The organism is uncultured Streptococcus sp. (genome assembly GCF_963521865.1).
Classification (GTDB): domain Bacteria; phylum Bacillota; class Bacilli; order Lactobacillales; family Streptococcaceae; genus Streptococcus.
The window spans coordinates 18,768-38,708 of sequence record NZ_CAUQWY010000012.1 but is presented as its reverse complement, the minus strand read 5'-3'; the positions used below and the strand labels follow the sequence as shown (position 1 = coordinate 38,708).

The window sequence follows — 19,941 nt, the reverse complement described above, 5'->3', positions numbered from 1 at the left end:
TCTTACTCCTCAATAACATGGATCTGAGTACTTCCAGCACGAACTTGAGCCATTCCTCGCAAAACCTTATCAGATAGTTCCTTGTTTTGAGCAATTCTCAGAGTTTCCTGAATACTGTCCCATTCGCTCCTTGAAAGAACTACAATGTCCTCGTCTGGATTTTTATTGATCACCGTCAAAGGCTCAAATTCATCATTGACCTTCTTCATGTAGTCTTTTAAATGATTTCGGAATGTTGAGTAAAGAACTGCTTCCATAACCATACCTCGTTTTACCTCTTTTCCACTATTATACACGAAAAGAAAGAATTTGTCAGGAACTTGTACAAGATTTTCTTTTCTATCTATTTATACTCAATGAAAATCAAAGAGCAAACTAGGAAACTAGCCGCAGGCTGTACTTGAGTACGGCAAGGCGACGTTGACGTGGTTTGAAGAGATTTTCGAAGAGTATTATTCGTAAAAAATCTCAAAAAGCCTACCTTTCGGTAGACTTAGTTTGTTTCTATTCTAATCGGTACTCTTCCAAAATTCTGCTCTGCTATACTTGGATTTCCCAGTTGGTAAATCTGGTCTGCTTTTTGGGTCATAGCATCCCAAGGTTCTTTGCCAATTCGGCTGACTAGATTGACCTGTCCCTTCAAGGACTTGAGGTGTTGCCTGCCTTTTTCAGTAAAGCCAAGGACATGAATGGCTTCTGGCAAGTCACTTTCTCTAGCTTGCACCAAAATATAGGTCAAAAGGCGTCTGACACGCGCCTTGGTGTAACGTTTGGTAGTCACTAACTCGACCAATTCTTCCACAGACTGGGCTGTTTTAATAGCCTCTTTAATGCGCACAGCCATTTCTTGATTGACCTGATAGATAGTGGTTAGGTCTGGATTGGACAAGATTTGATAGCGGAGCATAGGAAAATAGTCTTCCCAGCTTACCTTACTGGCCTGCTCAAATAGAGCAACAGAAGGCATAAAGCGTTCTAAGAAATCTTGATCCTTCTGGTGCTGACGCAGGGCTGTCGCCGAGGCAAAGTCCACATCCTTATCCACAGAATGATAGCCAGCTCCCTGACGCTGAATCGGATGGAGCTTGATGTTGCATCTCGCAACTGCCTTGACATAGGCAAGAGCAAGAACATGATTGGGCGTATTGCCTGAAAAATCAAGACCTGCAAATTCCTTCCACATGGCTTGGGTTTTCTGGGGATAGGAAAGAGAATCAGGCAGATTTTCCACAAATTTCTCCATCTTAGTACCTTGCTCTGTGTATAAGTCAGATATTTTTTGATAATCCAGAACTTCCTCTGTTCCGAAAGCTAGAATACCAATCCCCAAACGAGCCAAGATATCCACAGCTCCTTGGCCAAAGAAATCCGCCGCCTGAACACTGACTAAAAATGGCAATTCCACTACCAAGTCTGCACCATTTTCCAGTGCCATCTGGGCCCTTGTCCACTTATCCACAATAGAAGGCTCGCCTCTCTGCATGAAATTCCCTGACATAACCACGATTTTCAGCCCCTCAGCCTGATTTAGCAGGTATTTATGCCCATTATGAAAGGGATTAAACTCCGCAATTATACCTGTGATGGTCATAGTAATCTCCTACTTCTGCGCGACAAAAAACCAACGGGTACTAGTTTCTGTAGGCTCTTTGTCCTCAAAGTCCGCATAGAGTTTGAAGGATTTGAAACCAGCCTGTTCCAGCAAAATATCATAGGTCAAGACTTCGTATGTACGCTCCTCATGCACTTCATCGTGGCGACTAAAGGAACCGTCCGCTTCCTTGATAAAGAAAGTCAACTCATGCACGATGGAGTGAGGCGCCGCATCCTCATAGGTATCCCATAGCATGGCGAAATCTTCCGCATTTTCATGGTAGGAATAGCCTGGAAAAACTTCATCAGTCTGGTAGGTCGAATGCACATCAAAGATAAAGACACCATCTTCGTTGAGGGAATTATATACTTCCTTAAAAACGTCTCCTACTTCCACCTCATCCTGCATGTAACAGATTGAGTCCGAATAACAAGTAACAAAGTCATATTTACCTGCATTGGATAAATCCAGCATATTGCCTTCTATAAAAGCAATCTTTTGCTTAGCGGAAGCAGCTCTCTTTTCAGCAATCTTCAACATATCCGCACTCAAATCAAGTCCAGTCACATCAAAACCTGCTTGAGAAAATCGCACAGACTGGATACCTGTCCCACAAGCCAATTCCAAGAGTTTCTTTCTCTCCTTAGTTTTTGGCAAATGACGCAGAGAAAAGTCCGTCCATTTATCGTATAAACTATCGTCCATGACCGCATCATAGACCGCCGCAAAGGTTTCATAAGTTGCCATAAAACATGATACCAAGTCCGCCCGTAATTCGATAGAAAATTAGGAGCCTGACGATGGAGCCGAGCTCCAAGGAAGGCTGTCTATTTTCCGAGAATTACAGGACGGGTTCAAATCCTTTCTAAGATACAAAGAGCCTTAAAAGCAAAGAGAACATAGGAAACTTTCTGCCGTATCATCAGATACAAATTAAGTTACTCTTTTTCCCTCAGCTTTTAGCTCGTGTTCAGTTTCAACATCAACCAGACACGACGCCCTATACCTTTCTATCCTTTTTTTCTAAAATAAGCAAAGAAACCCAGTTGACTACAACTGAGTTTATCTCCTATGCTAAGGCTTCTGAAATATCTACAGAATCCGCCTCATGCCATAGTTTTTCTAGGTTATAGTGAGCACGCATTTCTTCTGAAAAGACATGCACAACGACAGCACCGAGGTCCAGCAAGACCCAGCCTCCAGCTGCATCGCCTTCGACATGGCTACCTTTAAAGCCTGCATCAGCTACTTTTTCACGGATGTTATCAGCGATAGCGTCCAACTGACGGCTATTCATTGAACTAGTAATAACAAAGTAATCCGTCACACTAGTCAAATCTTGTACGTCAAGTGCGAGGATATCCTCCGCACGTTTCTCATCAGCCGCTTTCACGACTAGTTCTAGTAATTCTTTTTCGTTCATTTAGTCCTCTTTTAAAAAATATTTTTATAATCTAGGACATCTGCAAAGCGATCCTCCCAAATGTCCTCATAAAATTCATTTATCGTTTCTGCTGGAATGTCATCCCCATCAAAGGTTGTGACAGCACCTTCTGGAATAATAAGCTGATAGCCATATTCAAAGGCAACCTTGACAGAGGTATCCACACAATATTCTGTCTGCATACCACATAAAACTAATTTTTCAATCCCCTGTTTATCCAAGTATTCTTTTAAGCCAGTTTCTTTGAAAATACTGTTATACTTCTTCTGAAAGACCTTTTCATCAGGTTTTCGATTTAAAAGCGCAGATAACTGCCAATCTTCTGATGTTTGAGCTTCAGAGTTCTCAATATGTTGAACATAGATAATTTCAATATTCTTGCTTCTAGCTTGGTTTTGTAAATAAGAAATTTTTTCCAATAGTCTCTCTGTCTTAAAACCTGTTTCCACTAAAATATTTTGTACATCAATAATAATAAAAGCTGTCTTCATTTAGTCCTCTTTCAAATAGTGCACAAAGGCGTTATAGGTTTCAAGGGTTTGGGGATAGATAGGGAATCCCTGATGAGCTAGATGCTCCACGGTACGAGCTGTTTCGTAGGCCACTGCCTTATCAAGCGATAGACTTGCAATCTCACGTGCCACATCCACTCCTGGAAAGACACGATTGTGCTCGATATAGTCTGCGACATAGATTATCTTATCAAGATAGGTCATCTGACCAGCCCCAACTGTATGGATTTCAATAGCTCGTATAATTTCAGAATCATGCAAATCCAAGTCTTCTTGAATCTTGTAAATTCCGACCATACCATGCCAGACATTATTGCCCCAGTTTTTGAGGTCAGGATCCAGCTGATAACGATCAATCAAGTCTAGAAATTCCTGATCTGACAGCTTTTTAGCATAGTCATGAAGAAGACCTGCTAGACCAGCTTTCTCAGTATCCACACCGAATCGCTGGGCAAGTTCTATAGCTGCACGCTCTACTCCCAAGCAATGGGTTAACCGTTTCTCGGGTAGAAGCTCTGCCATTTTTTCCAACAAAGCCTCACGGGAGCAGTTGATATAGTCTTGATAGGCCATCAGTAGAGTCCCTCCTTCTCGATGTAGTCTAGCACCGGCTGAGGTAGGAGAAAGTTGGGTTTCCGACCTTGGGCAAGGAAGTTCCGCACCATACTGGACGAGATATCCATGAGAGGCACATCCACCCAGATAACGGGATAGGAAGTCCCTGCCTTGTAGCGTGGGCGCTGAACCCCTACAAACTGAACCATGTCTACCAGCTCATCAATTCGATACCACTTAGGCAGATAGTCCACCATATCCGCCCCGATGATAAAGTAATAATCCGTGTCAGGATGTTGCTCTGTCAAGATTTTCATGGTGTCGTAGGTGTAAGAAATGCCCTTGCGCTCCAACTCAATAGTTTCAATGTCCAGACCTTCAATCCCCTCAATCGCCAACTCAAGCATCTTGAGACGATGGTGTTCAGGGATTGTTTCCTTTTTATCTACATGAGGAGGTTGGTATTCAGGCATGAGCAGAACTTGATCCAGTCCCAACTGTTGCCGTACTTGGTCCGCAACAATGAGGTGGGCATTGTGAACAGGGTTAAAATTCCCCCCTAAAATCCCAACTTGTTTGCGTTTTTTCTCCTTGATTTCAGGCTCCAACTCTACCTTGGTAAAGGGAGTCAATAGTTCGATTGCCATAGGCTAGTCTCCTTTATTTCTCTGTAAAAACAGTTGTTTGGAGTATGGTTTTTAGATTTCTTTGACTTTTTTAGAAATCTTGCGATTCTCTTTCTTGCTAGATTGTTTAAACAAAATCAATATGCGTCCAATTTTTTGGACTGTATCCACACCGATTTCTTCTTCCAAAATTTCAGCTACTTCGTGGATGTTTTCATCTGTGTTTTGTAAGAGAGTTACCTTGATCAATTCACGGGCGTCAAGTGCCTGACGGACGCTGGTTTTGATTTGATCGTTGAGGCCATTTTTCCCTATTTGGATGATGGGTTTGAGGGTGTGTGCCTGGCTGTTGAGGAAGGCACGTTGTTTTGATGTTAATGACATAATTTCTTCCTTGTTTTTTTGATAGTTATTTTAGGTGGTGTGGGACGGTCGGAACTAATTTTCCAAAGATTTCATCTTTGAAAAATGGATTTCCTGACCTCACAATTGAGCCTTGGTCTCAATTGTGCCCCTTGCCAATCTATCGATTGGCAAGACACCACAGCAATAACTATCTTTGTATGAGCTCACTTTGTTCGCTCAGTGATTTTGTTTTAAATAATTGCTTTTCGTGTGACAACTGCGACGCCTTCTGGTGCCCAGACGGCGACTTTGGCGGTGCCTGTTACGCGGATCCAGCCGAGTCCTGAGATGACTAGGTCTGTCTTGTCCTTAATGTTAAATACATGCTCAAGCAGTTTTGGAAAATCTTCTTTTTCCTTGCTATTTGGTGGTGTCAAAAGGGTTCCGACGTGCTTATCATAAAAGGCACTGGCTCCTTCAAGCTTGGTACGATGCAATTTGAGTTCATTGTCAAAGAAGGCTGTGAAACCTTGCTTTTCTCCTGATATAAAGTCAAAGCGTCCGAGTCCACCTAGAAACAGGGTTTGTTCAGGATTGAGCTGATAGGTTTTAGGCTTGATTTCCTTTTTAGGACTGACATACTTGAGGTTTTTGGCCGTCAAGTAGTGGGCCATCTGGTGACGGTGGATGATTCCTGGCGTATCGTAAATATAAGATCCGTCGTCAAGCGGAATCTCAATCTTATCCAAGGTTGTCCCTGGGAAACGCGAAGTCGTGATGACATTTTGATTACCCGTGATTTCTTGGATAATAGCATTGATTAGGGTTGATTTTCCAACGTTAGTCACACCGACCACATAGACATCGCGACCCTTACGGTAGTGTTCAATCTTGTCAATGACTTCCTTGATGGCATGTTTGTTTTGGGCTGAAGTTAGGACGACATCCACAGGACGAAGCCCTTCTTCGTGGGCACGTTCCATGAGCCACTGGCTAATCTTGCCTGGTTTAACAGACTTGGGCAAGATATCTTTTTTATTTCCCACCAAGAGGACATCATTGCCCGAGACAAAACGTGGCAAGCCTGGGATAACAGAGCCATTAAAATCAAAGATATCAATGACATTGACCACTAAGGCATCACTGTCTCCCACCTCGTGCAAGAGCTTGAGGAAATCATCGTCCGTCAACTGGACATCCGTGATTTCATTGTAGTGGCGGAGACGGAAACAGCGTTGGCAATAGACTTCACCAGTCTCCAAACCTTTTTCAAGTGCCGACTGGGGGGTAAATCCAAGACCAGCCTTGTCTGTCGTCTGAATGGTTGCTCCACAACCAATACAGAGAATTTCTTCCATAGTTAAATTCCTTTTTTATATGTAATCGGTCCGTACGTGTCAGTGATTTTTCGCATCACACGACGCTCACGAGCTCGGTTAATCTGCGTTTTGATTGAGTCATGTTGGACCAAGGGTTTGACTAAAATCGAGCGAATGCCAGCACGGTGGGCTGCTCGTATATCCGTCATGAGCTGGTCGCCAACCATGACCACTTCACTTTTCTCATAGTGGAATTCCTTCATGGCACGATCAATCCCAAATGTGAAGGGTTTCAGAGCCCAATAAACGTAATCAATCCCAAACTTCTCAACTGCTCGTTGGACGCGTTTCTTAGTGTTATTTGAGACTACGATAATGCGAATGCCCGCGTCCCGAAGGTCATGTAGCCATTGCTTCATCTCTGGCGTCCCATCAGGGTTGTTCCAAGCAATGAGGGTATTATCCAAATCGACCAAAACAGCCTTGATTCCCTGCGCCTGCAGGCTTGGAACTGTCAGATCATAGACTGCTTCCACAGCAAAATCTGGCATGTAATTTTCAATCGCCATTTTGGCTCCTTTTCTTTTATTTTCTAGTAATTTTCTTCAGCCATTGAGATAAGGCCACCCATAAAATCAAGCTAGTCATTAAGATATAAATCCAAGCATTTGGCTCTTCTGTAAATGGTAGAGGAACATTCATTCCGAAGAAACCTGTAATAACCGCAAGTACTGCTAGTAAGACGGAGATAATAGTCAAAATTGACAAACTATCATTCAAGTTATTGTTTAGGATGTTGTTGTAAGAAGCTGAGAGTTGTTGCAAGACTTGAGAAATCAAGTCTGTCATAGACACCAACTGATGGGCTTCAATCATGGCATCATCAAACTGCTCTCGTTCGACATCATTAAATCTCCGATAAAGAGCATGGCCCTGGATATGTTCCAAGAGGAGTCGATTTTGTTTTGCTGCTGCTGTCAAGTAAACCATACCAGTCTCCAAGTCAGAGAGGGCGAAGAGATTTTTCTTTGTTGTAGTTTGACGTAGCAAGGCACTAATTTCGTCCTTACTTTTATCCATCTCTTCAATGACAGGATAATAAGCGTTACTGATAATCTCTAAACCAGCAAAGAGAAACTTGTAAATAGAAAGCGACTCATGGCTATCCAGATAAGCTGACATCTGATCAATGACATAAGCATTCTTATGGTTGCTGATGGTAATCATTCGTTGTCTTTCGACGATAAAGGTCATGGGAATCGCTTCATAATATTCTTTGTCTTTTTCTAAATCAAGAACATTATAAATAAAGGTTACCGTCTCCGTTTCACGGTTATAATCCATATGAGCTCGTTCATTTCTATCCAGAGCATACTCAATGGTTTCCTTGTCCAATCCATAGATGTCAGAAAGATCTTCCATATTTTTAATCTTATCCACATCAAGGTCTATCCAGGTACAACCATTGCCCAACTGCTTTTCTAAAAACATCTTCTCTCCTTTATTAAACTCTTTCTATTGTACCACAAATTACTTAAAATAACAGGTCTAGTCTGTGCGTGAGAAATTGCTGACGACGGTGATATTCCGATTGGGAACGAAGTGCAGAACCTGGTCTTCTCCTCTGAGTTGCGTTGTTCGAATACCGACACTAACAACCTTGCCCGATACAGTAATAGGACCATTTGTCAGAACGACCTCATCTCCCACATCCAATTGACGTTCAAAAAGGATGAAAAAGCCATTGATGACATCAGACAGAAAACCTTGAGCTCCCATACCAATGGCCACCCCAGCAATCCCAGCCCCTGCCAGCAAACTCGAAACAGGCAAACCTAAAATCGACAAAATGCAGTAGAGCAAAAAGAAATAAAGGGTATAATTAAACACATTTTCTAACAGACGTGAGATGGTTTTCTGACGCCCGACATCATGACGAGACATTTTTAGAGAAGGTTTGACAATTCTCTGCACCATGGTATGGAGCAATTTCTTAGCTATATAAAAGAGTGAAAATAAGAATAACAGAGAAATTAACTTGGTTAAGATATTTTCAATAATCGTTGTTATATCAAGCTTATTGAGATAGGTTTGAATAAATTCTTGCATAGAAAACTCCTTTCATTTATTATACCATACTTTCATAAAGTGTCATTCTCCATAAATATTCAAAAATAATTTCAAAAATAGACAGAAAATTCTTGATTTTAGTTCATATTTATACTATAATCATAAACATTACACAACTAATACTCAATGAAAATCAAAGAGCAAACTAGGAAGCTAGCCGCAGGCTGCTCAAAACACCGTTTTGAGGTTGTGAATAGAACTGACGAAGTCAGTAACCATACCTACGGCAAGGTGAAGCTGACGTGGTTTGAAGAGATTTTCGAAGAGTATAAGGAGGTTATTATGAAAAAATTTATTCATACTTGGAATAGGGCCAGCCTAATCAAACGGATTTTGATTGGTATGCTTTTTGGAGGAATCCTAGGACTGACACTTCCTTCTGTCTCAGGAATTGGGCTACTCGGAGATCTCTTTGTTGGCGGTCTCAAAGCCATCGCACCCATTCTGGTCTTTGCCCTCGTTGCCAATGCTCTTTCCAAACACCAAAAGGGGCAAGATAGCAATATGAAAACGGTTATCTTTCTTTATTTAGTGGGAACCTTTGCAGCGGCACTTGTGGCTGTCTTTGCTAGTTTCATCGTTCCAGTTGAAATTACCTTAAATAGTGCTAATACAGAGGTTACACCTCCTGATGGTATAGGTCAGGTTCTTAGCAATCTCTTGCTAAAACTCGTAGACAACCCTGTCAATGCCCTCGTCACAGCCAACTACATTGGTATCCTATCATGGGCAGTGATTTTCGGTATTGCTATGAGAGAAGCCAGCAAAAATAGTAAAGAATTGTTGAACACCATAGCTGATGTGACTTCTAAGATTGTCGAATGGATTATCAACCTAGCTCCATTTGGAATCCTAGGCCTTGTCTTTAAAACTATTTCTGATAAGGGAATCGGAAGCCTAGCCAACTACGGTATTTTACTAGGATTATTGGTTACAACCATGTTCTTTGTGGCCTTAGTAGTCAATCCATTGATTGCTTTCCTCTTTATGAAGAGAAACCCTTATCCCCTCGTTTGGAAATGTTTGCGTGTCAGCGGTGTGACAGCCTTCTTTACTCGTAGTTCTGCTGCCAACATCCCTGTCAACATGAAACTTTGCCACGACCTTGGACTGGATCCAGATACCTATTCTGTTTCTATCCCACTTGGTTCTACTATCAACATGGCCGGGGCAGCGATTACTATTAACGTTTTGACCCTTGCTGCAGTAAATACTCTTGGCATTCCTGTTGACTTTGCCACAGCCTTTGTCCTCAGTGTGGTAGCAGCTATCTCAGCCTGTGGTGCTTCTGGTATTGCCGGAGGATCCCTCCTTCTTATCCCAGTTGCTTGTAGCCTTTTCGGTATTTCTAACGATATTGCCATGCAAGTTGTCGGTGTTGGTTTTGTGATTGGTGTCATCCAAGACTCATGTGAAACAGCCCTCAACTCTTCTACAGATGTCCTCTTTACTGCTGTTGCCGAATACGCAGCAACCCGTAAAAAATAACTCATAAAGACAAGCCTGCTCAGGTCTTGTCTTTTCCGCTTTTATTCTAACTTACTAGAAATTTCTTATGTCTATTAGCCAACGTACGACCAAGCTCATCTTAGCTACCTGTCTAGCCTGTCTTGTCGCTTATTTTCTCAATCTTTCCTCAGCTGTCTCAGCTGGAATCATCGCCCTCTTAAGCCTATCTGATACACGTAGAAGTACTTTAAAACTGGCCCGCAATCGGCTCTTTTCCATGCTTCTAGCTCTAGCTATCGGTATTTTTGCTTTTCACTTGAGCGGATTTCATATCTGGAGTCTTGGCCTCTATCTGGCTCTCTACGTTCCTCTAGCCTACAAGATGGGCTGGGAAATTGGTATCACACCAAGTAGCGTTTTGGTTAGCCATCTCTTGGTGCAAGAGTCAACCTCTCTAGACCTTCTAGTCAATGAATTTCTTCTCTTTGCTATCGGTACAGGGTTTGCTTTGCTGGTCAATCTCTACATGCATTCACGAGAAGAAGAAATCCAGCACTACCACACACTGGTGGAAGAAAAGTTAAAAGATATCCTCCAACGCTTCAAATATTATTTATCCAGAGGGGATGGACGCAACCGAGCACAGCTAGTAGAAGAATTAGACACCCTTTTGGAAGAAGCCCTCAGACTGGTCTATTTGGATCATTCTGACCACCTCTTTCACCAAACTGACTACCATATCCACTACTTTGAGATGAGACAGCGACAAAGTCGTATCCTGCGAAATATGGCCCAGCAAATCAATACCTGTCACCTAGCTGCCAGTGAAAGTCTGATTTTAGCCCAACTCTTTTCAAAAATTGCAGGTCAACTTAGCCAGACCAATCCTGCTTCTGATTTACTAGATGAAATTGAACGCTATCTAGAAGTTTTTCGCAACCGCAGTCTGCCTAAGACCAGAGACGAATTTGAAACCCGCGCCACGCTCCTCCAACTTCTACGTGAAGCCAAAACCTTCATCCAAGTAAAAGTTGATTTTTACCAAAAATATGGACAGTAAAGGGAAATCAGTCATACTAAACCAGATAGAAAAATAAAAATATTTTATACTCAATGAAAATCAAAAAGCAAACTAGGAAGCTAGTCGTAAGCTGTACTTGAGTACGGTAAGGCGACGCTGACGTGGTTTGAAGAGATTTTCGAAGAGTATTAGATGTTCATTCCCCCTAGACCGAACCAATACAAGAAAAGTTCAAATATAAAATCTCCAAACTAGAAACTATAAATTTAGTTCACTAGTTTGGAGATTTTTCAATATACCTTGTTATGACTCTCTTACTATGCATTTCTCTAATTTTCCCAAAAAACTGATGAATCATTTGACTCATCAGTTTAGGGGATTATCTGTTCGTTCAGAACTATGAACAGCATTGAGAAAGATTAGTCTTCCTTCTTCTTACGAGCTACAAGACCAAATCCGCTCAATACTCCGAGAAGTCCAAGTGCTGCAAGGTTAGCGTGATCTTCTGTACCTGTATTAGGCAATTCACGTTTAGATTCAGCTTCTTTCACTACTGCTGTCTGAACTGGTTGCGCTGACTGTTCAGGCATAGTTGGTTGAACTGATTCAACTGGAATTGTAGTTTGAATCTTACGATAAATATTACGAACATTGCCTATAGAATCTCGTTTGATACCAATCAACTCATATCCTTCGATTTCTCTACCTGGATGTGAACCATTTTCTTCATGGATGATCACATTACCGTTTTCATCCACAAACGTTGTTAAAACAGAATCAATAGATGGTGTAGAAGTAGATGGATTTGATGATGTAACTTTTTCAGATGGCTTGTTCACTTTAGATTCATTCTCTTCACGAGGAGCTGAAACTTTTTGGTAAACATGGATTGTATTTCCTTTTTTATCTTTCTTCGTTTCTTTGAAAGTATAGCCAGAAATAGTTGCTTTATCTTTCGTTCCTTTTTCAGGTGATTGAATTACATTACCATTTTCATCAACGAATTTCGTTTCTACTTTACGGTATACATAGTCAACAATTGTTGCACCTTCTACAACTTCACCTTTTTCAACAGATGTGTCTGAAGCTTTTACAAGTTCATAAACATCACCGTTTGCAGCAATAATGACTGAAGGTTTATTGTCAGTTGTATCATATTTTTCACCAACTAATGTTGCATCAGTGTCAACTACTACATTAGGAATATCTTTTCCTTCTGGAGTTTTTCCTGAAATTGGGTTACCTTCTTCATCTACATAGTTTACTAATACTACTCCGATGTGTGCTTCTGGGAATTCTTCTGTGTTGTTTAAGATTTCATAAACATAAGTTACAACAGAAGTTCTACCTTTAACACCTGATTGTTCAGCATCAGAGTCTTTCGTAACTTTCTTCAGTGTATAAACCTTACCATCTTTTGTAGTAATGGTTTGTGGTCTATTGTCAGTTGTATCATATTTAGCATTTAGTGGTGAATTTGGGGTATCCACAACAGTACTTCCTACTTCTTTACCTGTATCTGTGATACCTGAAATTGGACGTCCATATTTATCACGATAAACGACTACTACGCTACCGAAGTTTTGTTTTGTTTCTGGTTCTTTTACTTCTTCGTATACATAAGTAATGGTTTGCTCTTTATCACTTACTTTACCTGTTTCAGAAGCTGAATCAGCTTTTCTTTCTTTCAGTAGATATACTTTTCCATCTTTTTCAATACGTTCTGGTTTTAAGACTTCAGTTGATGCGTCATAATCAGTTGATACTAATGTGTCTTTTGGTTGTACTGTTTGTGAATCTTTCAATACTTCTCCAGTAGTTGAAATGTAAGTTACTTTAACAGTTTCACCTTTAGCTGGCTCATAAATATGTTTCGTATTTCCTTTGTTATCAGTTTCTGTACGAACTAATTTATAGCCATAGATATTTTTCTTAGGTTGTGTTCCATCCTCTTCAGGTACAACTGGTGTATTATTCTTATCTACAGTAATTGGATTTCCAGCTTCATCTACAAATGTTGTAACTGGGCGAACTGTTGGTGTGTAAGTTTTTTCAACTTTTGTTCCGTTCGCATCTTTTACTTGAACAGTAACTCCTGTAGCTTTTCCTGCAAAGTCTGGTTCTGGTGTAAATGTAATCACATTATTTGCTAATGTATAAGTACCTTCCCCTGGAACTTTCACTTCTGTAGTAGGTTTTCCATCTTTTCCTACTAATGTAGTAGTTGTTGGATCTAATGCTACATTTTCATGACCTTTATCAAAGTTTACTGTAGTATTGTCTTGATCTTTCTTATCAAATACGATTGTTGATGTTTGAGGTTGTGCTTTTGGTCCTTCAGTTTCAGAATTTTCACCTGTTGGTGTTACTGGTGTAACTGTTGGGGTGTATGTTGCCGTTACTGGTGTTCCGTTCTTATCTACACGTTTTACTGTTACTCCTTTTGCTGTTCCTGTGAATTGTGGTTCTGGAGTGAACGTTACTTTACCGTCTTTATCAACTGTGTATGTTCCTTCTCCTGGTACTACAACTTTCCCTTCAGGATTTGCTCCTTCTAATGTTGGTGCTACCTCTTCATCGATTGGCACATTAGGGTTACCTGGTTTAAATGTTGGTGTTCCCTCTTGTGTTGCTCCTTGAATTCCTGTTGTTTCTGTAGGGGTTCCTTCTGGTGTTACTGGGGTAACTGTTGGGGTGTATTTCTTCGTAACAACTTTACCATTCTCATCTTCAACTTGAACGGTTACTCCTTCAGCTGTTCCAGTGAATGTCTTAACTGGTGTAAAGGTAATTGCACCATCTTTCAATTCATATGTTCCCACTTCTGGTACAGTAATTGTTGTAACTTTTTCACCATTTCCATTGACTAATGTTAATGTATCTTGTTTTAATTCAACTCTTTCATGACCTGTTTCAAAGTTTACTGTTGTATTATCAGATTCATCTTTTTGATTGAATACGATTGGTGATGTTTGAGCAATTCCTTGTGGTCCAGTCGTTGCTGAATCTTTACCTGTTGGCGTTACTTCGATAACAGTTGGAGTGTAAGTTGTCTCAACTTTTGTTCCATTTGCATCTTTGATTTGAACTTTAACTGGTGTAGCTTCTCCTGCGAAGTCTTTATTTGGTGTAAAGGTAATAGTTTTATTAGCTTTATCCAATTCATACTTACCTTGAGGAGTTGTTACGCTAGTTACCTCTTCTCCAGCTTCATTTAATAATGTTAATGTATCTGGATTTAATTCTGTTCTTTCACCTTTAGGACCTTGTTCAATTCCCTTATTGAAGTTAACAGTTTTCCCTTTATCGTCTCCAGTTTCCTCAGTATCTAGCACGATTGATGAAGTTTGTACTTTACCTTGTACATCGCTTGTTGTTGAGCTTTCAGCTGTTGGTTTTACAGGTACAATTTCTGGTTTGTATGTTGCTTTTGAAGTAATTGTCGCTGGTTCGTTTTTCTCATTTGTTACAGTTACTGTTGCTTCTACTTCAATTGCTGGTACTTCACCTGTGTAGCTTGGTACTGGTGTGAAGGTTACTTTTCCAGTTTCGTCAATGACAAATGTTCCTTTTCCTTCTACTGTTACAGAGTCTTTTGGTGTATTGTCTGATGGATCAACTAGTTTACGACTTGTAATTGAAGCATTTGTTACACCTTCTGGAATTGTAAAGGTTGGTGTTCCTTCTTGTGGTACACCTTGGATATTTTTAGATGTTTTGTTTTCTGGAGTTACTGTTAATGGAGTTACTTTTGGTGTATACTTCGCATCTTTTGTTTCTCCGTTTTCATCTGTTGCTTGTACTGTGATTCCGTCAGCTGTTCCTGTGTATCCTGGTTTTGGAATAAATGTTACTTGACCAGTTGTCTTGTCAATCTTATATGTTCCTTGTTCTGGAACTTCGATTTCAGTACTATCTACAGGTGTTTTGCTTACTGGATCTACTAGTTTGTATCCTGTAATTTGCACATTTGGACTTGAAATTGTGAATTCTGGTTTTCCAGTTTGTGTTTGTCCTTGTGGTGCTTCTGATGTCTTATCAACACTTTCCATTGTGACATCTGTAACTGTTGGAGTATAAGTTGTTTCAACTTTAGTTCCATTCACATCTTTGATTTGAACTTTAACTGGTGTTGCTGTTCCTACAAAGTCTTTATTTGGTGTGAATGAAATTGTTTTGTTAGCTTTGTCTAACTCATACTTACCTTGAGGTGTTGTTACACTAGTTACTTCTGCACCTGTTGAATCAAATAATGTTAGAGTTTCAGGATCTAACTCAACACGTTCTCCTTTTGGTCCTGTTTGAGTTCCTTTATCAAAGTTAACTGTCTTACCTTTATCGTCTCCAGTTTCTTCTGTATCTAACTTGATTGGTGATGTTTGGACTTTTCCTTGTACATCACTTGTTTCAGATTTTTCAGCTGTTGGCGTTACTGGAGTAATTGTTGGTGTGTACGTTGTTTGTACTTTTACATTATTTGATCCTGTTGCTTGTACAACTGCTGGTTCTACTTCACCTGTATAAGTTTTATCTGTTGGTGTAAGTGTTACTTCTCCAGTTGCTGGATCAATTGTGTACGTACCAATTACATCAGTTGTTCCTTTTTTATATGCAGGAGTTGTTGTTACTTCAGCTCCATCTTTTACAAGTGTGTAACTATTTTCTTTAATCGTTACTTCTTTTTGTTCACCATTTACTTCTACTGTACTTCCAGTAAATATTGGTGTTCCTTTTTGTTCTAAACCTTGTAAGTTTGTTGATGTTGCTGGTGTTTTACCTAACTCTAGAGGAACGATTTCTGGTTTGTATGTTGCTGTTTGAGTAATAGTTGCAGTTTCGTTTTTCTCATTTGTCACTGTAACCGTTGCTTTTACTTCAATTGCTGGAACATCACCTGTGTAACTTGGTACTGGTGTGAAGGTTACTTTTCCAGTTTCGTCAATGACAAATGTTCCTTTTCCTTCTACTGTTACAGAGTCTTTTGGTGTATTGTCTGATGGATCAACTAGTTTACGACTTGTAATTGAAGCATTTGTTGCATCTTCTGGAATTGTAAATGTTGGAGTTCCTTCTTGCGGTACACCTTGGATATTTTTAGACTCTTGACTCACAGCAATGATAACAAACGGATTTACTGTTGGTGTGTACTTCGCTTCATGTGTTTTTCCAACATCTGTCACTGCTTGTACATTAATTCCATCCGCTGGTCCTGTGAATCCTGCTTTTGGAATAAACTTAACTGCTCCAGTTGTTTTATCAATTCTATATGTTCCTTGATTTGGAACATCAATTTCTTCATCATCTACTGGTGTATTCGTTGTCGGATTGATTAATTTATATCCTGTAATACGAACATCTGGACTAGATACTGTAAATTCTGGTGTTCCTGTTTGTGTTTGTCCTTGTGGTGCTTCTGTCTCTTTCGGAGTACCTTCCATTGTTACATCTGTAACTGTTGGAGTATAAGTAGTATCCATTTTTGTTCCATTTGCATCTTTGATTCGAACGCTAACAGGTTTAGCTACACCTGTGAAAGTTGCATTTGGAGTAAATGTAATGGTCTTGTTAGCTTTGTCTAACTCGTACTTACCTTGAGGGGTTGTTACGCTAGTTACTTCTGCTCCTGTTGAATCCAATAATGTTAGAGTTTCAGGATCTAACTCAACACGTTCTCCTTTTGGTCCTGTTTGAGTTCCTTTATCAAAGTTAACTGTCTTACCTTTATCGTCTCCAGTTTCTTCTGTATCTAACTTGATTGGTGATGTTTGGACTTTTCCTTGTACATCACTTGTTTCAGATTTTTCAGCTGTTGGTGTTACTGGAATAATCGTTGGACTGTAAGTCGCTTGTAATGTTTTAGTAGTTACATTTCCATCTTTATCATGCGTTAATTCTACATCAGCAGAAATAGTTGCTGGTGCTGGAATTCCTTTGAAGTCTTTATTTGGTGTAAATGTAACTTCTCCTGTTTCAGGTACAATTGTATACGTACCAATTACTTTATTTGTTCCTTGTTCTAACGCATTAACTGTTGGATTTGTTGTTACTGTACCAGTTGCTGGATCCACTAATTTTGCTGGATATTTAGCTGAAGCTGTCACTGGTTCTTTAGCAGATTCTACATTAAATGTTGGTTGCCCTTTTTGTGGTAAGCCTTGTAAGTTTTGACTTTCAGCATTAATTGGAGTTGCTTCTACTGAAGTTGGAACTGTAACTTCTGGAATATATAGTCCATCCATTGTATTTAATGAATCATTTACATTTGGAAGAGTTGCAGCATCAGGAGTACCCCACTCTGTTGTTGTTTTATTCGTATCTTGACGACGAATTGTAATACCATGGGCTTTACCAACAAAACCATCTGCTGGGGTAAATTCAACTTTTACATCTTTTCCATTATCTGAAACAGCAAATTTATAAGTACCTTCGCCTTCAACTGTATAAGTACCATCACTTGCTAATGTCACTTCTTGACCAGTTTTATTATCAATATATATCGGTTGAACAGTTGTATCAATCTCTGCATTAGGATGATCTTCTAGATATACATTTTTACCCTGTGCTGTAAAGTGAATCTCTTCACGTTGAGTTTCTTTTATGTTCCCAACAGTTGTTTTCTTCTCACCTTTTGGTGGATGTGTAATTTTTGCAATAAAGTCTTCTACTTCCCCAGAAAATGCAGTTCCTGTAGGATTTTCAATTTCTGATTCTTCAGTTGCAATACGAACTCTTGCTCCTGCCTCTAGTAGCGTTTCTACATCAGCTGATCTCTTATTTTTAAAGTTTAATTTTACAGTACCATCTGTTGTAATAGTAGCTATTTCAGAAGCTTCATCTGCATCAAATTGACCATTTTTATTAAAGTCAATCCAAGAACGAATGTAAGCTTTCTCTGCACCACCTGTATGCGCTTGAACATTTAATGTATAGTTCCCAGATTTAGAAATATTAGCTTTAATAATATTTCCTTCACTATCTTTAAGGTTTTCAGGAAGTAATTGATTTACGCTTTCGTCAGCATCGCTATCCTTATCATCACCATACCAATCTTTAGTAGTACCTGTATCCATATCTGGTCGTGTACTTCCTAAATATGGTTGTTTTACTTCACCACCCGTTACACCATTTACAGTATTAATCGTATGAGATGCTTTTCCATAACTTTCAGGAGCATCTCCTTCATCAATTGGAATCACACCCATCATAGCAGTTTGTATCCCTCCTGATAAAATATACAATCCAACTTCTGTCGCATCTTTTGTCATCAATATTGGAAGACTATAACCACCAGAAGAAGTAACAGGACCAAATACTCCTGTTCCTAGACCTCCCATTTCTTGATCCGGGTTAGTCATATATTTTGGAGCAAATTTTGTTCCATCAGTTAACGTTAGAAGACCTCCTCTCATTGCATCTAATAACTGATTTGCATTATTTTGACTTGCTGATTGCGGATAATCTTCATGTCTTAAATTATAATTATTGATTGGTTTATAAGGTGTAGGTGTAAATGTTCCTCCTACAAACCTTTCTTTTTTCAATTCAATCACTCGCTCCCACGGGCTACCATTTGTTGTTAAAATGATATTTTCTCCATGGTTCGCACTCTCGGAATCATTCATAACAACTGCTGGACGTACGTTTTTCCCCTTATAAGTTGCGCTAATTTCAAATTGTACCCCAATATTTGACCAATCACCTGCTCCAATTGATGTCTTCTTATTTCCTGTATTAATTCCATTATTTCGAACTTCAGACCATGTACCATCTTGTTGGTCAGCTGTTACTCTAGAAGGTCCACTGCCTGCGCCAAAATGTTGGTTTGTAGCATTTGGATTGAAAGTTGCTTTTTCTTCTTCTGAAGCATTAGCTGCTTCCATACGTTTTCTATAAATTTCTGTTGCTTGGAAAGGTTTCAATGATTTAACTTTGATATTAATAACGTATCCTGAAATCACTTCTTTTTTATAAATTGAACCTTCTTTTAAGTAAATCTTTCCACCTTCGTTATCTACATTTTGCCAGTTAGCAACATCACCAAAATCTAGCCATGTAATTTGTTTTGTTAGTGATTCCGCAGTAGCTCTATCCGTATAACCATCTCTTGTCGCAGCTGGTGTACTTGTCGCATCTACTACATCTGCGCCAACACCTGTACCAGCTGCTCCACCTTCTCTAAAACCAGTTCCTTCTTGCATCTTTTTACCATTACGGCTATCAGTGTTTTTATTTTCTTTTACTGTTTCTTCAGCTTTAATTGATTTTAAGATAGAAGTTAATGAGCTAATTTCTTTAGCTTTAGCATCTACTTCTTTTTGAGTAGTATTCAAAGCTTCTAGATATTGTCTAGCGTCAGCAACAAGTTTTTCAGCATTTTGGATTTGAGAAGCTTGTTTTTTATTTCCTCGGATACGTTCAATTTGAGCTTCCAAATCTGCTAGGTTAGCTAACAACGTAGATGAGTTGATAGTTTCTTTGTCTACACTGTTTGCTTTATTTTCTGATACTTCCTTAGTTTCAGGAGTTTCCTTCGTTTCGGCCACTTGTGGACTTGTTGCTAGAACTGCTTCTTCTTTCGTTTCAGGTTTTAGTGTTTCTGTAACTACTTCTGGAGTATTCTCTTGTTTTGGTTCAGTTGTAAGATTTAGCTTGTCTGTGGATTGAGCTCCATCTCCATCCTTTGATGTTACAATAGTTGTAGTCTCAGTACTTTGCTCATTAGCGCTTACTTGATCCAAATTGTAACCGAATAAAAATCCTGTCCCAACCAATACACTTGCTGCACCAATTTTTAGTTTTTTGATAGAATATTTTTCATATTTATTCCCACAGAAATAACGATGATCTTTTTCTTGTCTCGATAGTTTAAACATAATTTCCACCTTTATATATATATATATGCATAATAGACTAGACATATATAACTTGATACATTATATCATTTTT

Annotated in this window: 15 protein-coding genes; 2 read left to right on the top strand and 13 right to left on the bottom strand. The window is 39.5% G+C overall.

The window, feature by feature from the left end; translation table 11 throughout:
* Positions 1–2: 2 nt before the first annotated feature.
* The 12 genes from RWO85_RS04910 to RWO85_RS04855 form a co-directional block, all read right to left on the bottom strand.
* The gene (locus tag RWO85_RS04910; RefSeq protein WP_314414384.1) at positions 3–257 is read right to left on the bottom strand and encodes a type II toxin-antitoxin system Phd/YefM family antitoxin; all 255 of its coding nucleotides are present in this window, start codon (positions 255–257) and stop codon (positions 3–5) included.
* 236 nt (positions 258–493) lie between these two features.
* The gene (locus tag RWO85_RS04905; RefSeq protein ID WP_314414382.1) at positions 494–1,591 is read right to left on the bottom strand and encodes a nucleotidyltransferase; all 1,098 of its coding nucleotides are present in this window, start codon (positions 1,589–1,591) and stop codon (positions 494–496) included.
* A gap of 9 nt (positions 1,592–1,600) precedes the next feature.
* Positions 1,601–2,341, bottom strand: coding sequence for a class I SAM-dependent methyltransferase (locus RWO85_RS04900; protein WP_314414380.1), 741 nt, complete (start codon positions 2,339–2,341; stop codon positions 1,601–1,603).
* A 322-nt stretch (positions 2,342–2,663) separates the two neighbouring features.
* The gene (gene rsfS, locus RWO85_RS04895; RefSeq protein ID WP_001003002.1) at positions 2,664–3,017 is read right to left on the bottom strand and encodes a ribosome silencing factor; all 354 of its coding nucleotides are present in this window, start codon (positions 3,015–3,017) and stop codon (positions 2,664–2,666) included.
* 11 nt (positions 3,018–3,028) lie between these two features.
* A complete protein-coding gene (locus RWO85_RS04890) occupies positions 3,029–3,529 on the bottom strand; it encodes a cysteine hydrolase family protein (protein ID WP_050241909.1) in 501 nt (166 codons plus the stop codon).
* Positions 3,530–4,123, bottom strand: a complete 594-nt coding sequence (gene yqeK / locus RWO85_RS04885) for a bis(5'-nucleosyl)-tetraphosphatase (symmetrical) YqeK (RefSeq protein WP_314414379.1) — start codon at positions 4,121–4,123, stop codon at positions 3,530–3,532.
* Entirely contained in the window at positions 4,123–4,752 is a 630-nt protein-coding gene (locus RWO85_RS04880) for a nicotinate-nucleotide adenylyltransferase (protein ID WP_101776497.1), read from the bottom strand. The genes yqeK and RWO85_RS04880 overlap by 1 nt, the downstream gene beginning before the upstream one ends.
* A 51-nt stretch (positions 4,753–4,803) precedes the next feature.
* Positions 4,804–5,115 carry a ribosome assembly RNA-binding protein YhbY gene (gene yhbY / locus RWO85_RS04875; RefSeq protein WP_000060169.1) on the bottom strand — a complete coding sequence of 104 codons (312 nt, stop codon included), beginning with the start codon at positions 5,113–5,115 and terminating at the stop codon, positions 4,804–4,806.
* A 212-nt stretch (positions 5,116–5,327) separates the two neighbouring features.
* Positions 5,328–6,434, bottom strand: a complete 1,107-nt coding sequence (gene yqeH / locus RWO85_RS04870) for a ribosome biogenesis GTPase YqeH (protein ID WP_314414378.1) — start codon at positions 6,432–6,434, stop codon at positions 5,328–5,330.
* A 2-nt stretch (positions 6,435–6,436) separates the two neighbouring features.
* A complete protein-coding gene (locus tag RWO85_RS04865; protein WP_314414376.1) occupies positions 6,437–6,964 on the bottom strand; it encodes a YqeG family HAD IIIA-type phosphatase in 528 nt (175 codons plus the stop codon).
* Between the two features lie 16 nt (positions 6,965–6,980).
* Positions 6,981–7,886, bottom strand: a complete 906-nt coding sequence (locus RWO85_RS04860; protein WP_000478239.1) for a magnesium transporter CorA family protein — start codon at positions 7,884–7,886, stop codon at positions 6,981–6,983.
* Positions 7,887–7,943: 57 nt separating this feature from the next.
* Positions 7,944–8,504, bottom strand: coding sequence for a mechanosensitive ion channel domain-containing protein (locus tag RWO85_RS04855; protein WP_314414375.1), 561 nt, complete (start codon positions 8,502–8,504; stop codon positions 7,944–7,946).
* 303 nt (positions 8,505–8,807) lie between these two features.
* Between RWO85_RS04855 and sstT the strand changes: the two genes are divergently transcribed.
* Together sstT and RWO85_RS04845 are read left to right on the top strand one after the other, a co-directional pair.
* The gene (gene sstT / locus RWO85_RS04850) at positions 8,808–10,013 is read left to right on the top strand and encodes a serine/threonine transporter SstT (protein WP_314414398.1); all 1,206 of its coding nucleotides are present in this window, start codon (positions 8,808–8,810) and stop codon (positions 10,011–10,013) included.
* A gap of 67 nt (positions 10,014–10,080) precedes the next feature.
* The gene (locus tag RWO85_RS04845) at positions 10,081–11,034 is read left to right on the top strand and encodes an aromatic acid exporter family protein (protein WP_314414374.1); all 954 of its coding nucleotides are present in this window, start codon (positions 10,081–10,083) and stop codon (positions 11,032–11,034) included.
* Between the two features lie 380 nt (positions 11,035–11,414).
* Here RWO85_RS04845 and RWO85_RS04840 read toward each other — a convergent pair whose 3' ends face one another.
* On the bottom strand, positions 11,415–19,868 hold the full coding sequence (locus tag RWO85_RS04840; RefSeq protein ID WP_314414371.1) for a GEVED domain-containing protein: 8,454 nt from the start codon (positions 19,866–19,868) through the stop codon (positions 11,415–11,417).
* Positions 19,869–19,941 lie beyond the last annotated feature (73 nt).